The organism is Bradyrhizobium genosp. L, from assembly GCF_015624485.1.
Classification (GTDB): Bacteria; Pseudomonadota; Alphaproteobacteria; order Rhizobiales; family Xanthobacteraceae; genus Bradyrhizobium.
Window position 1 is genome coordinate 6,820,041 of the sequence record NZ_CP061378.1, and the last position, 14,281, is coordinate 6,834,321.

Below are 14,281 nucleotides of genomic sequence, written 5' to 3' on the forward strand. Positions count from 1 at the left end.
CCTTCGCCGGGACGACCCGTGGAGACATTATTGCGCGCCATCGCGCAGTTTGAATCGCTGGATCTTTCCCGTCGCCGTCTTCGGCAAGGACTCCACCACATCGATCCAGCGCGGATACTTCCATGGGCCGATCTTCTGCTTGACGTGCTCCTTCAGCGCCTCATGCAGACCGTCGGCCGTGCTCTCCGGCCGCAGCACCACGAACGCTTTCGGCTTCAGCAGCCCTTCCGGATCGGCCTCCGGCACCACGGCGGCTTCCAGCACCGCGGGATGGGTGATCAGCGCGCTCTCGACCTCGAACGGCGAGACCCAGATGCCGGAGACCTTGAACATGTCGTCGGCGCGGCCGCAGAAGGTGTAGCGGCCCTCGGCATCGCGGATGTATTTGTCGCCGGTGCGGGTCCACGGCCCTTCGAAGGTGGCGCGGCTCTTGGCGCGCTGGTTCCAGTAGCTCTCGCCGGCGGATGGCGCATCGACCAGCAGCTCGCCGACTTCGCCATCGGCGACCTCGGCACCCAATTCGTTGACCAGCCGCACCTTGTAGCCGGGCACCGGGCGGCCGGAGCAGCCGTACTTGATGTCGCCAGGCGCATTCGACAGGAAGATGTGCAGCAGTTCGGTCGAGCCGACGCCGTCGAGGATGTCGACGCCGAACCGCGCGCGCCAGGCGTTACCGACCGATTCCGGCAGCGCCTCGCCGGCCGAGGTGCAGACCCGCAGCCGATCGCCGCCGCTTTGCGCCTTCATCGCCTCGTCGTTCAGCATCGCCGCGAACAGGGTCGGCACGCCGAAGAAGATGCTGGGATGATACTTGTTCAGCAGCGCGAACATCACCGCCGGCGTCGGACGCTCGGAATTGAGCACCGTGGTGGCGCCGACCGACATCGGGAAGGTCAGCGCGTTGCCGAGGCCGTAAGCGAAGAACAGCTTTGCCGCCGACAGCCCGACATCGTCCTCGCGGATCCCAAGCACCTGCCTGGCATAAGTCTCCGCCGTCGCGGCGAGATTGGAATGCAGATGGCGCACGCCCTTCGGCATGCCGGTCGAGCCCGACGAATAGAGCCAGAATGCCGGCTCGTCGGCATGGGTCGGCGCGGTCGCGAACACGTCACCTTCGCGCGCGATCTCGTCGGAAAGCCTCTTGTGGCCGTGCGCCTCCTTGCCGGAGACGATCACATGCTCGAGGTCGGGCATGCGCGTGACGACGTCCTTCACCACCGGCAGCAGCGCCTCGGAGATGAACAGCACGCGCGCCCGGCAATCGCCGAGGATGTAGGCGTATTGCTCCGCGGTCAGCAGCGTGTTGAGCGGCACCGGCACCACGCCGGCGCGGATCGCCCCCAGGAACACGGTCGGGAAATCGACCGTATCCAGCATGATCATGGCGACGCGCTCTTCGCGGCGGACGCCGAGCCGGCGCAGCATGTTGCCGACCCGCCGGGTCTGCCGCTGCAACCCGCCATAGGTGAGTTGGGACACCGTGTCGTCGAACACGATCTTGTCGCCGCGGCCTTCATCGACATTGCGGTCGAGCAGCCAGGAGACTGCGTTATAAGTCATGCTCCGCTCCTCGGACCCAGACGCGCCACGCTTCCCTCTCCTGTGAATTTAAGAATTATAATTCATACAAAGCCACTACGTTGGCTTGCTGTCAATGCTCTTCGGCATTATGTTTCCGAAAACTGCCGCCTCGCACAGGGATCATGACCGCAGACCCCGATCCGGAAACTGCCTTCCTCGAACAGCTTGGCCAGCGTGTGCGCACGACGCGCGCGCTCCGCGGCATGTCGCGCAAGGTGCTGGCAAAAGTCTCCGGCATCTCCGAACGCTACATCGCCCAGCTCGAAAGCGGCAAAGGGAATGTCTCGATCGTGCTGCTGCGCCGTGTCGCAGGCGCGATGGCCGCGCATCTCGAAGATCTCATTCCGTCCGCCGAGCCTGCGCCCGACTGGGCCGTCATCCGCGACCTGCTGCGCAAGGCCTCGCCGAGCCAGATCGCGCAGGCCAAGGACATCCTCGCCGGCAGCAGCCCGTTGGCGCCGCGCCGCGCCTCGTTCTCCGGCATCGCGCTGATAGGCTTGCGCGGCGCCGGCAAGACCACGCTCGGCCGCATGCTGGCAAAGAAGATCGGCTGGAGTTTTGTCGAGCTCAACAAGGAGATCGAGGCGCAGAACGGGCTCTCCGTCGCCGAGATCATCGCGCTCTACGGCCAGGAAGGCTTTCGCCGCATGGAGCAGGCCGCGTTGACGCAATTGCTGGCGCGGAAGGAATTGATGGTGCTGGCGACCGGCGGCGGCATCGTCTCGGAGCCGCTGACCTTCGATCTGATCCTGTCGTCGTTCTATACGATCTGGCTGAAGGCCGAGCCCGAAGAGCACATGGCCCGCGTGCGTCGTCAAGGTGATCTGCGCCCGATGGCCGACGACCGCTCGGCGATGGCGGAACTGCGCAACATCCTGGTCAGCCGCGAGCCACTGTACGCGCGGGCGTCGGCGGTGGTCGACACCGCGGGGCTGTCGGTCGATGCGGCGGCGGCGCGGCTGATCGATTCGGTGCGGCCGGTGCTACAGAACGAGGCGCGCAGCTTCGGCCTGCGCAGCGTGGCGCTTTAATACCGCCGCCTCACCAATCCCGATCTTTAAAGTCGGATCAAATGCGGGCATTTACGGCCCTATGTGCCGCTTTCGGCTAAACTTTGCGGATGTTTGCGCGATACCTCGCGCGACTGCCCCGATAAAGTACCAGCTCCGACTTAACCCGGTGCGTGTGATGAAGATCAGCCCGTTCATTTCTTATGCGCAGAGTCTCGCGTGGATTTCTTGCTTCGTCGCACTGCTAGTGGTCATCTTCATGATTTCGAGCCTGTTGTTCTTCGATCTCGCCCACGGCAACCCCTACCGGCCGTCAAGAGACCTGGGCACTACGGTCGTAATCGTGCCGCTGCTTATGGCACTCATTGCCGCCCTAGGTACGCTGCTCGTGTTGACCGTGCCGCAGTTTTTCCAGGCTTTCACGATCGAGGCGCTCGGTCGAATCTTCGGTGATCGAGCACGATTCGCCGTGCTGCCAGTTTTGCCGCTGACGGCAATTCTCTCCTGGTATTGCCGCGACTACCTGACGCCTTCCTACGAGCTCGGCATCAATGCCGGGCCCGATTGGACACCTTATCAGCACGGCATCACTCTTCATCGCTACTTCACGACCCTGATGTTTCAGGCCGCGCCCACGCTATTTAGTTTGCTGCACATGGATCTTGGAACTCGCGGCAAATCACGTACGCGATTGCTTCTCGTCACCGCAGCGCTCGTCGCCATCGCCGGTAGCATCGGTGGCTACACTGCGGCTCAGCAGCAAATTCGGCTGCTTGAAACTTCAACGCAACCCTCACGATAATTTGCATGCGTGATTGGCCGGCTCTCCGGACTTTCACGCTCAAATCACCAACCCTCACAACAACCTGCTCTTCACGTCCTCCGCCCCCTCACGGAGCAGCGGCAGGAAGCGGTCGATCAGCTCCTGCTTGGGCACACGATCGACATGGGCGCCCATGTTGATGGCGGCGACGATGGTGCCGTCGTAGCGGCGCACCGGGACCGAGATCGAGCGGAAGTGCGGTTCGGCTTCGCGATCGACCAGCGAGTAGCCCTGCGCGCGATCGGCGATGACGGTGGCGAGCAGCTTCTTCGGATCGGTCACGGTCTGCGGCGTCACCGCTTCGCGGCGCGTCGCCTTCAGCCGCGTCGCGAGCTCGGCATCGTCGAGACGGCCGAGCATGGCGCGACCGACGGAGGTGCAGAACGCCGGCAGGCGGTAACCGATATCGAGGCCAGCGGAGAACACCCGGGTCGGGCTGGACCGCGCCACGAACACGACATCGTCGCCGTCGAGCAGCGCGAGCGAGGCGATCTCCTGCGCCGCGGTGGCGATGCGGTCGAGCACCGGCTGCAGCACCGTCACCACCTGGTTGGATTGCAGGAACGCGCCGGCCAATGTCAGCACGTGCGGCGTCAGCGTGAATAGCTTGCCGTCGGTGGCGACGAAGCCGCCATGCGCGAGCGTGAACAGGATGCGGCGCGCCGTGGCGCGCGGCAGGTCGGCGGCGCGCGCCAGGTCGCTCAGCGTCGCCGGTCCTGAGACGGTGCCGAACACTTGCAGCAGCCGCAGGCCGCGATCGAGGCTCTCGACGAAATCGGTGGCGCGCTCGTCCTGATCGTCGCGCTTGAGCTTTGGCATCGAGGTCCGGCTTTGAACGGTTCAAAAATTCGGCTTGCTGTCCGATCGAGATATGGCATAATTCGGACATTCGTTCAATAGGCGAACAAATCCAAATCAGGAGACGCCGCCATGATGAGCCAGGAAGCGAACGATCTGATCACCCGTGTCGGCCGCAAGGACCCCTGCGGCAAGCTGATGCGGAAGTACTGGCAGCCGGCGGCGCTGGTGGACGAATTGCAGGGCGAGCGCCCGGTGCGCCCGGTCAAACTGCTCGGCGAGAACCTGGTGCTGTTCCGCGACAAGGACGGCTGCTACGGGCTGATCGATCGCCACTGCGCGCATCGCGGCGCCGACCTCGCCTTCGGCCGGCTGGAGCATGGCGGGCTGCGCTGCGCCTTCCACGGCTGGCTGTTCGACGCCAGCGGCCAGTGCATCGAGACGCCGGCCGAGCCGGTCGGATCGCAGCTCTGCAAGGGCATCAAGCAGCGCGCCTATCCGGTGGTCGAGAAGAGCGGCATCCTCTGGGCCTGGCTCGGCGAAGGCGAGCCGCCGTCGTTTCCCGAGCTCGATTGTTTCGTCGCGCCCGACAGCCACACCTTTGCGTTCAAGGGACATTGGGGCTGCAACTGGCTGCAGGCGCTCGAGGTCGGCATCGACCCGTCGCACGCCTCCTTCCTGCATCGCTTCTTCGAGGACGAGGATACGTCGACCGGCTACGGCAAGCAGTTCCGCGGCGCCTCCGAAGGCACCGACATGCCGATGACCAGGATCATGCGCGAGTTCGATCGGCCCATCATCAATGTCGAGCACACCGAATACGGGCTGCGCCTGATCACGCTGCGCCAGATCGACGACGAGCGCACCCATGTGCGGGTGACCAACCAGGTCTTCCCGCACGGCTTCGTGCTGCCGATGTCGACCGAGATGACGATCACGCAGTGGCACGTGCCGGTCGATGACGAGAACTGCTACTGGTATGCGATCTTCACCAGCTTCACCGCGCCGGTCGACAAGCAGAAGATGCGCGAGCAGCGGCTCGAGCTCTATGAGCTGCCGGACTACACCTCGCGCAAGAACCGGTCGAACGACTACGGCTTCGACCCGCACGAGCAGGCGACCGCGACCTATACCGGCATGGGCGCCGACATCAACGTGCACGACCAGTGGGCGGTGGAATCGATGGGCGCGATCCAGGATCGCACCAACGAGCATCTCGGCCAGAGCGACAAGGCGATCGTGCAGTATCGCCGCCTGCTGCGGCAGGAGATCGAGAAGGTCGCGGGCGGCGAAACGCCGATCCTGGTCCTCGATGCGGCCTCGGCGCGCAGCATCCAGGGCCCGGCGACGATGGACGGCATCGGCCCGACCCAGGGCTGGGAGCTCTACTGGATGGAGGTCGACGTCAAGCGCCGCCGCGGCGCGCCCTGGGCGGCGCCCGTGCCGCGCGAGATCGCCGACAATGTGCATCGTTTGACGGCGGCTGAGTGATGTTGGCTTCGATGGCGCAGCACCGCACTCTTCACCTCGCCCCGCCTGCGGGGAGAGGTCGGATCGCATCACCAGATGCGATCCGGGTGAGGGGGTACAGGTCTATCGATACATCTCACCCGCGGAGAAAGCCCCTCACCCCAACCCTCTCCCCGCGAAGAGCGGGGAGAGGGAGAAGCAAAGGAGTGACGCCGTGAGTTTCGTGGAGCGCCACGGGTTATGGTCGGACGAGCAGAAGGACGCGGCACTGCGCCTCCGTCGCGTCGTCGAGGAGAAGAACCTCGAAGTTGTCAGGCTGTCCTTTCCCGACCAGCACGGCATCCTGCGCGGCAAGACATTGATCGCCTCCGAAGCGCTGCGCGCGCTGGAGAGCGGCTGCTCCATCACCACGTCGCTGCTCGCCAAGGACACCTCGCACAAGACGGTGTTCCCGGTGTTCAGCGCCGGCGGCGGCTTCGGCATGAAGGAGATGGAGGGCGCGGCCGACGTGCTGATGGTCGCCGACCCCACCACGTTCCGTGTGCTGCCCTGGGCGCAAAACACCGGCTGGCTGCTCTGCGACCTGCATTTCGGCGACGGCCGCCCGGTGCCGTTCGCGACCCGCAACCTCTATCGCAAGGTGCTCGATCAGCTGACGCGCCGCGGTTACGACTTCGTTGCAGGCCTCGAAGTCGAATTCCATCTGTTCAAGCTCGACGATGCGCACATGGCGCCTGACGATGCCGGCCAGCCCGGGCGGCCGCCCGATGTCAGCCTGCTGTGGCACGGCTACCAGTATCTGTCCGAGCAGCGCTACGACCTGATGGAGCCGGCGCTGGAGAGCATCCGCCGCGACATCATCGCGCTCGGCCTGCCGCTGCGCTCGGTCGAGCTCGAGTTCGGCCCGAGCCAGTGCGAATTCACCTTTGCGCCCACCGTGGGGCTCACGCCGGCCGACACCATGGTGCTGTTCCGCTCGGCAGTGAAGCAGATCGCGCGCCGCCACGGCCATCACGCCACCTTCATGTGCCGGCCGAAGCTGCCGAACGTGTTCGCCAGCGGATGGCACCTGCATCAATCGCTGGTGTCACGCGCAAGCGGCGCGAATGCCTTCATGGCGAACGAGACCGGCGAGCCGCTCAGCGCATTCGGCCGCGCCTGGCTTGCCGGCCTGATCGAGCACGCGCGCGCATCGACCGTGTTCACGACGCCGACCATCAACGGCTACAAGCGCTATCGCTCCTATTCGCTGGCGCCGGATCGCGCGATCTGGGGCCGCGACAACCGCGGCGTGATGATCCGCGTGCTCGGCAGCGCAGGCGATCCGGCGACACGGCTGGAGAACCGGATCGGCGAGCCGGCCGCGAACCCCTATCTCTACATGGCCTCACAAATCCTCTCCGGCCTCGACGGCGTCGATCGCAAGCTCGATCCCGGACCGTCAGCCGACATGCCCTACGAGACCAAGGCTGCGCTGCTGCCGAAGTCGCTGCGCGAGGCGGTGTTCGCGCTCGACGACGATCCGTTCTTCCGTGAGGCGCTGGGGCCGGAGTTCGTGGACTATTATGTCCACATCAAGAACGCGGAGATCGAGCGTTTCCAGGCCGAGGTGACGGACTGGGAGCAGCGCGAATATTTCGAGATGTTTTGAGGCCGTTCGTCGTCCCGGCCCCAATACCCCGGATGTTGATTGCTGAAATGGGCTGAGGCCACAGCGCGCTCTAACAATGCGCTTCTGTGGTTATGGGTCCCGGCCTTCGCCGGGACGACGTTGGAGTATGGCGCGACAGCGGTGGCTTAAATCCCAAGATACTTATGCTGCAAATCCGGCTCGGCGATCAGCTGCTCGCTTGTGCCGCTCCACACCGTCTTGCCGCGCTCGATGATGTAATGGCGGTCGGCGATGCGCGAGAGGTTCTCGACGTTCTTGTCGATCACGAGCACCGACTGCCCGCGGCCCTTCAGCATCGACAGGCAGCTCCAGATCTCGTCGCGGATCAGCGGCGCAAGGCCTTCAGTCGCCTCGTCGAGGATCAGGAGCCTTGGGTTGGTCATCAGCGCGCGGCCGATCGCGAGCATCTGCTGCTCGCCGCCGGACAGCGTGACACCCATGTTGCTGGTGCGCTCGGCGAGCCGCGGGAACAGGGCGTGGATTTTTTCGAGCGTCCACGGGTCGGATGCACCCTGGCGATTGCCCGAGGCGGCGACGAGGTTCTCGCGCACGGTGAGGTTCGGAAAGATCTGGCGTCCCTCGGGCACCAGGCCGATGCCGAGTTTTGCGATCCTGTAGGACGGCATGCCGCGCACGGCTTCGCCGGCGAATCGGATGGCGCCTGATCGTGCCGGGGTCAGGCCCATGATCGAGCGGATGGTCGTGGTCTTGCCCATGCCGTTGCGGCCCATCAGGGCGACCATTTCGCCGGACTTGATCCGCAGCGACAGGCCGAACAGCACCTGGCTCAGGCCATAGCAGGTCTCGATCGCGTCGACTTCCAGCAACGTCTCAGCCATTCTGGGTTCAGCCATGGCGCGTCACCGCGTGCTGCTCGCCGAGATAGGCGCGCTTGACCTCGTCATGCTTGCGGATCGCATCCGGCACGTCGCAGGCGATGACGCGGCCATAGACCAGCACCGTGATGCGGTCGGCGAGCGCGAACACCGCCTCCATGTCGTGCTCGACCAGCACGATGGTGACTTCCTTGCGCAGCTCCTTGAGCAGCGCGACCATCCGCGCCGATTCCGTGACACCGAGGCCGGCCATCGGCTCGTCCAGCAGCAGGAGCTGCGGCTTGGTCGCGAGCGCGACCGCAAGCTCGAGCTCGCGCTGCTCGCCATGGCTCAATTGCGACACCACGACATCGGCGCGCGCACCGAGCCCGACGCGCTCCAACGCAGCGCGCGCGGTCTCGCGCAGCGGCTTCTCCTTGCGCGCGTTGCCCCAGAAGCGGAAGGAGTGGCCGTCATGCGCCTGCGCCGCCAGCGCGACATTGTCGAGCGCGGAAAAATCCTTCAGCAGCGAGGTGATCTGGAACGAGCGCGCCAGCCCGAGCCTGGAGCGCTTGTAGGACGGCAGATGCGTGACGTCGCGGCCGCCGAAATAGATGGCACCGGAATTCGGCATCACCTGGCCGGTGAGCTGGCTGATCAAAGTGGTCTTGCCGGCGCCGTTGGGACCGATGATGGCGTGCAGCTCGCCCGGCACGACTTCCATCGACAGATTGTCGGTCGCGGTGATGCCGCCGTAACGGCGGACCAGATTGTCGACGCGGAGCAAGGGTTCAGCCAAAGAATTAGGCACGGCTCATCCTCCCGAGCAGGCCCATGATGCCGCCGCGCGCGAACACGACGATCAGCAGCAGGACGGGGCCGAGGACCAGCCCCGAAAATTCGGTGAACTGCGACAGCAGTTCCTCGAGCAGGAGATAGACGATCGCGCCGATCACGGGCCCGAACAGCGAACCCATGCCGCCCAGGATCACCATCACCATAAGATCGCCGGAGCGGGTCCAGTACATCACGGCCGGGCTGACGAAATCGGTGTTGTTGGCGAGCAGCGCACCGGCGAGACCGCAGATGGTCCCTGCGATGACGAAGCAAACCAGGCGGTAGCGATTGGCGTGGAAGCCGATCGCCTGCATGCGCTGTTCGTTGGAGCGGACGCCCTGCACCACCAGGCCGAAGCGCGAATTGACGATCCGCCAGATCAGTGAGATGCCGCCGAACAGGCAGGCGAGGCAGAGGTAATAGAATTGCGTGCGGTCCGACAGGTTGATCAGGCCGCCGAAATCGCTGCGTTTGTAGACGGTCAGGCCATCGTCGCCGCCATAGCGGGATAGGCCGGAGGTGATGTAGTAGGCCATCTGGGCAAAGGCCAGCGTGATCATGATGAAGTAGACGCCGCGGGTGCGCAGCGAGAGCGCGCCGATCACCAGCGCGAACAGTGCGGACACCACGAGCGCGACCGGCCACTGGATGAAGCCGGAGCCGATGCCCTCGGCGGCGAGGATGCCGACCGCATAGCCGCCGATGCCGAGATAGGCGGCGTGGCCGAAGCTCATCATGCCGCCATAGCCCATGATCAGATTGAGGCTCGCGGCCGCCAGCGCGAAGATCACGATCCGGGTGAACAGCGTGAGGATGAAGATGTTGCCGGTCAGCGCCGAATAGACCGGCAGCAGGACCAGGGCGGCGCACAGCAGCGCCACGACGGCATTGGCGACGTTGAGCTTGGGCATCATCGTTTCGCCGCCGGAAACAGCCCTTCAGGCCGGACCACGAGGATGATCGCCATCAGCAGATAGATCAGCATCGACGACAGCGCCGGCGCCGCGGTCGAGGCCGCCGCACCGCTCAAAACCTTGCGCAAGAGGTCGGGCAGGAAGGCGCGGCCCATCGTGTCGATGATGCCGACGAAGAGCGCGGCCATGAACGCGCCACGGATCGAGCCGATGCCACCGATCACGATGATGACGAAGGCGAGGATCAGGATGTTCTCGCCCATGCCGATCTGCACGGTGAGGATCGGCGCCTGCATCAGGCCGGCGAGGCCGGCGAGCGCGGCGCCCAGGCCGAACACCAGCGTGAACAGCAGCTTGATGTTGATGCCGAGCGCGCCGATCATCTCGCGGTTGGAGGCGCCGGCGCGGATCAGCATGCCGATGCGGGTGCGCATCACGACGAGATAGAGCAGCGCCGCGACCGCGAGCGCCACCGTGATGATCGCAAGGCGGTAGGCTGGATAGTACACGCCCGGAATGATCTGCACGGGGACCGTCAGCCAGGTCGGCAACGGCAGCGCGAGGCCGGCCGGTCCCCAGATCAGGCGGACGGCATCGTTGAAGAACAGGATCAAGCCGAAGGTCGCGAGCACCTGGTCGAGATGGTCGCGGCCATAGAGATGCCGGAGCGCGACATATTCCAGGACAATGCCGAGCAGCAGTGTGGCCCCCAGCGCCAGCAGCGCGCCGAGCACGAAGCTGCCGGTCCAGGCCACGAAGGTCGCCGCGAAATAGGCGCCCATCATATAGAGCGAGCCGTGCGCCAGGTTGACGAAGTCCATGATGCCGAACACCAGCGTCAGGCCGGCTGCGAGCAGGAACAGCAGCAGGCCGAATTGCAGGCCGTTCAGGAGTTGTTCGACGACGAGATACATGGACCCTTCATATCGGGCTGAAACAAAACGGCGGCAGCGCATTTGCGCCGCCGCCTTTACGGCTTGTCGTTCTCCCTCGCCCCGCCCTTGCGGGGAGAGGGTTGGGGTGAGGGGCTGCCTCCACGAACGGAGTTCGCGGAAAGAGCCCCTCACCCGATTGCTTCGCAATCGACCTCTCCCCGCAAGAGCGGGCGAGGTGACTTCAAATCACTTCATCGGACACTTGTCGTGAAACTTGTCCTGGTCGTCCTTGACGATGGTCGCGACCGTCTTCAGCGACAATTGGCCGTCGGCATCCTTGACCACGTCCTGCAGGTAGAAGTTCTGGATCGGGATGTGGTTGTTGCCGTACTTGAACGGACCACGCAGCGACTTGAAGTTGGCCTTCTCCATCTCGGCCTTCATCGCGTCCTTCTTGGTGAGGTCGCCCTTGACAGCGACGACCGCGCTGTTGATGAGCTGGGCGGCGTCGTAGGCTTGGGCGCCGTAATAGGTCGGACGCAGGCCCGGATATTTCTTGCGATAGTCCTCGACGAACTTCTTGTTCTCCGCGTTCGGCAGGTCGTTGACCCATTCCTGCGCGCCGGGAATGCCGATCGCATTGTCCTTCTGCAGCGGCAGCGACAATTCGTCGACCGTGAAGGCCGTATAGAGCGGGATCTGTGCCTTGATGCCGGCCTGGGCATATTGGTTGAGGAACTGGACGCCGGCGGCGCCCGGGTAGAACACGAAGATCGACTCGGCCTTGGAATTGCGCGCCTTGGTCAGCTCGGCGGAGAAGTCGAGCTGGCTCGGCCACACCGTGTATTCCTCGCCGACCACCTCACCCTTGAAGGTGCTCTTCAGGCCGGCGAGCATGTCCTTGCCGGCGGCGTAGTTCGGGCCGATCAGGAACACCGACTTGACGCCCTTCTGGTTCATGTAGAGGCCCATCGCGGCGGGCGTCTGGTCGTTCTGCCAGGAGGTCGAGAAGGTGTAGGGCGAGCACAGTTCGCCGGCGAGCTGCGACGGACCGGCATTGGCCGAGATCAGGAAGGTTTTGGAATCGGCCGCGGTCTTCAGCGAGGCCAGCAGCACGTTCGACCAGATGTAGCCGACGATGAAATCGACCTTGTCGGATTGCACCAGCTTCTCGGTCTTCTGCTTGCCGACGTCAGGCTTCTGCTGGTCGTCCTCGTAGATCACCTCGACCGGCTTGCCGTCGATCTTGCGGCCGAGATGGTCGAGCGCGAGCTCGAACGAATTGCGCATGTCGTTGCCGATCACGGCGGTCGGGCCGCTGAAGGTCGACACAAAGCCGATCTTGATGCTGTCAGCCGCCGCCGCCGGCTGCGCCAGCGCCAAACCCATGGCGCCCGCCAGCCAAAATGCCTTCTTCATATTCACTCCCCTCCTCAGCCAAAACTCTCCGCCAGCCCATCGAAACCGGTCTGGCGCCGCGCTTTTGCGCGCGGTTCTCGTGACCTGTTTTGTGCGCGATATCGCAACTCTGCGGCAAGCACGAACCGATGGCGGTGATTTAGAACCTTCGGCGCATACCCCAGCACCTTGCATCATAATTCGTCCAAATCGGCCATGGCAAGAAATATAATGCCGGTTGCGTAGGCAACTATTGTCGCAGGCCAATCCTTTTGCTCGACCGGCCTGAGAGTATGCGAGGCTATCTTCCCACCCGACGGTGTCATCGCCCGGCCTGTGCGCAATTGCGCACATGGACCGGGCGACCCAGTACGCCGCGGCCCGTCGGCTCAAGCACTGCCGTCTCTGGAATACTGGATCACCCGCATGCGCGGGTGATGACACCGAGTGAGATGGGTAAATCAGGCCGTCACCCCCGAGCGATGCCATCGCGATCACGTCGCGTGCCCCGGCTGGGGCGGATCGGCGCCGCGCCGCTGCCATTCCGCCCAGCTCGGCCGGTCCATCTGGAACAGATCGGTGCAACGGGCATACCAGCCGCTACCATGCATGCGGCCGATCAGTTGCAGCGCCGGCGTATCGATGTGGCAGCGCTCGGCGTCCAGCACGACCGTGGCGTCGACATGGGCGCGGACGATGCGGCCGATCACTGCGGTCTGGCGCGGGCCGGTGACCAGCGACGACAGCACGCGGCACTCGAACGACACCGGCGATTGCTTGATGCGCGGCGGCTTCACGGCATCGCAGGGCGACGCGGTGAGGCCGGCCAGCGCCAGTTCGTCGATCTCCGGCGGCGCATCGATGCAGGTGATGTTCATCGCGGAAGCGGTCGCCTCGGACACCAGGTTCACCACGAACTCGCCGGTCGCCAGGATATTCGTCGCGGTGTCCTTGAACCGCCCCTGCCCCGCCAGCAGCCCGATCGCCAGGGTCGGCGGCTCGTGGCCGAGCACGTTGAAGAAGCTGTAGGGCGCCGCGTTGACGATGCCGTCTTCGGATAGCGTCGTGACCCAGGCGATCGGCCGCGGCGTCACGGTGGCGGTCAGTATCTTGTAGCGGTGCGCGGCGTCCAGCGTCTCCATGTCGAACAGCATTTTGGCGCTCATGCTCAGACCGCCACCACGGGATGGCGCAGCCCGCCGATACCAGCCACGCCGGCCTCGACGACATCGCCCGGCCACAGCCATTCCTGCGGCGAGCGTCCGGCGCCGACGCCGTCGGGCGTGCCGGTCGCGATGATGTCGCCGGGCTCGAGCGTGATCGCCGCCGAGATATCCGCGATCAGATGCGGGACCTTGAACAGCATGTGGCGGGTGTTGGAGCGCTGCTTTTCGACGCCGTTGACGGTGAGCCAGAGATCGAGCGCGTGCGGGTCGGAAATCTCGTCCGCGGTGACGATGCACGGCCCGAACGGCGCGTAAGTGTCCTGGCCCTTGGAATAGATCCACTGGCCGGCGCGGCGATTGTCACGCGCGCTGACGTCGATCATCACGCTGTAGCCGAACACGACGCCGAGTGCGTCTCTCTCCGCGACGCGGCGCGCGGTGCGGCCGATCACCACCGCAAGCTCGACCTCCCAATCGAGCTGCTGCGTGATCGCCCTGTTGTGCTCGATCGCCTCGTCCGGGCCGATCACGCTGGTCGGCGGTTTCGAGAAGATCACCGGCTGCTTCGGCAATTCCTTCGCGGTGTCGAGGGCGCGCGAAGATTCCGCGACGTGCTCGACATAGTTCAGCCCGATGCCGAAGATGTTTTTGCGCGGCCGCGGGATCGGCGCCAGCAGCTTGACGTTGGCGAGCGGCAGCGCGGCACCCACCGGCCAGCCGTCGTTGCGCTCGGCCAGCAGCTTCTTCAGCGCGGCCGGGGCGGCCGGCCCCAGATCGATGAAATCGAGCATCGCGGCCGACAACGGCACGCCGGCATGGCTGCCGATGCGTTCGACGTCGACGACGAGATCATCGACGATGGCACCGAGGCGGGCGGCAGCCTCGACATGGGCGCGGTAGGTAACGAGACGCATCTGGACTT

The 14,281-nt window shown here is 64.8% G+C and carries 13 protein-coding genes; 4 read left to right on the plus strand and 9 right to left on the minus strand.

Features of this window, described 5'->3' with window-relative positions; translation table 11 throughout:
• Positions 1-27 precede the first annotated feature (27 nt).
• Positions 28-1,560 (minus strand): benzoate-CoA ligase family protein, encoded by a 1,533-nt coding sequence (locus IC762_RS32505; RefSeq protein WP_195786160.1) that lies wholly within the window; start codon positions 1,558-1,560, stop codon positions 28-30.
• Positions 1,561-1,703: 143 nt separating this feature from the next.
• On the opposite strand from IC762_RS32505, the gene IC762_RS32510 reads away from it, so the two are divergent.
• Positions 1,704-2,612 (plus strand): helix-turn-helix transcriptional regulator, encoded by a 909-nt coding sequence (locus tag IC762_RS32510; protein WP_195786161.1) that lies wholly within the window; start codon positions 1,704-1,706, stop codon positions 2,610-2,612.
• Positions 2,613-2,769: 157 nt separating this feature from the next.
• Positions 2,770-3,393 carry a hypothetical protein gene (locus IC762_RS32515; RefSeq protein WP_195786162.1) on the plus strand — a complete coding sequence of 208 codons (624 nt, stop codon included), beginning with the start codon at positions 2,770-2,772 and terminating at the stop codon, positions 3,391-3,393.
• Between the two features lie 54 nt (positions 3,394-3,447).
• On the opposite strand, the gene IC762_RS32520 is transcribed toward IC762_RS32515, so the two are convergent.
• Positions 3,448-4,233 carry an IclR family transcriptional regulator domain-containing protein gene (locus tag IC762_RS32520; RefSeq protein ID WP_195786163.1) on the minus strand — a complete coding sequence of 262 codons (786 nt, stop codon included), beginning with the start codon at positions 4,231-4,233 and terminating at the stop codon, positions 3,448-3,450.
• A gap of 111 nt (positions 4,234-4,344) precedes the next feature.
• Between IC762_RS32520 and IC762_RS32525 the strand changes: the two genes are divergently transcribed.
• Together IC762_RS32525 and IC762_RS32530 are read left to right on the plus strand one after the other, a co-directional pair.
• Complete coding sequence (locus tag IC762_RS32525) at positions 4,345-5,703, plus strand: aromatic ring-hydroxylating dioxygenase subunit alpha (RefSeq protein ID WP_195786164.1); 1,359 nt, start codon at positions 4,345-4,347, stop codon at positions 5,701-5,703.
• 193 nt (positions 5,704-5,896) lie between these two features.
• Positions 5,897-7,333 carry a glutamine synthetase family protein gene (locus IC762_RS32530; RefSeq protein WP_195786165.1) on the plus strand — a complete coding sequence of 479 codons (1,437 nt, stop codon included), beginning with the start codon at positions 5,897-5,899 and terminating at the stop codon, positions 7,331-7,333.
• Positions 7,334-7,479: 146 nt separating this feature from the next.
• Here the strand turns inward: IC762_RS32530 and IC762_RS32535 are convergent, their stop codons facing one another.
• The 7 genes from IC762_RS32535 to IC762_RS32565 all read right to left on the minus strand — a co-directional run bounded on the left by IC762_RS32535 (position 7,480) and on the right by IC762_RS32565 (position 14,273).
• Positions 7,480-8,208: an ABC transporter ATP-binding protein gene (locus tag IC762_RS32535; protein WP_246801348.1), complete on the minus strand. Its 729-nt coding sequence runs from the start codon at positions 8,206-8,208 to the stop codon at positions 7,480-7,482.
• The gene (locus IC762_RS32540) at positions 8,201-8,968 is read right to left on the minus strand and encodes an ABC transporter ATP-binding protein (protein WP_195790387.1); all 768 of its coding nucleotides are present in this window, start codon (positions 8,966-8,968) and stop codon (positions 8,201-8,203) included. Before IC762_RS32540 ends, IC762_RS32535 begins: the two co-directional genes overlap by 8 nt.
• Before the next feature lie 4 nt (positions 8,969-8,972).
• Positions 8,973-9,920: a branched-chain amino acid ABC transporter permease gene (locus tag IC762_RS32545; protein WP_195786166.1), complete on the minus strand. Its 948-nt coding sequence runs from the start codon at positions 9,918-9,920 to the stop codon at positions 8,973-8,975.
• Positions 9,917-10,834: a branched-chain amino acid ABC transporter permease gene (locus tag IC762_RS32550; protein ID WP_195786167.1), complete on the minus strand. Its 918-nt coding sequence runs from the start codon at positions 10,832-10,834 to the stop codon at positions 9,917-9,919. Before IC762_RS32550 ends, IC762_RS32545 begins: the two co-directional genes overlap by 4 nt.
• A 207-nt stretch (positions 10,835-11,041) precedes the next feature.
• Entirely contained in the window at positions 11,042-12,214 is a 1,173-nt protein-coding gene (locus tag IC762_RS32555) for an ABC transporter substrate-binding protein (protein ID WP_195786168.1), read from the minus strand.
• Between the two features lie 473 nt (positions 12,215-12,687).
• Positions 12,688-13,359 (minus strand): flavin reductase family protein, encoded by a 672-nt coding sequence (locus tag IC762_RS32560; RefSeq protein WP_246801349.1) that lies wholly within the window; start codon positions 13,357-13,359, stop codon positions 12,688-12,690.
• 2 nt (positions 13,360-13,361) lie between these two features.
• Positions 13,362-14,273 carry a fumarylacetoacetate hydrolase family protein gene (locus tag IC762_RS32565; RefSeq protein ID WP_195786169.1) on the minus strand — a complete coding sequence of 304 codons (912 nt, stop codon included), beginning with the start codon at positions 14,271-14,273 and terminating at the stop codon, positions 13,362-13,364.
• Between the last annotated feature and the right edge of the window lie 8 nt (positions 14,274-14,281).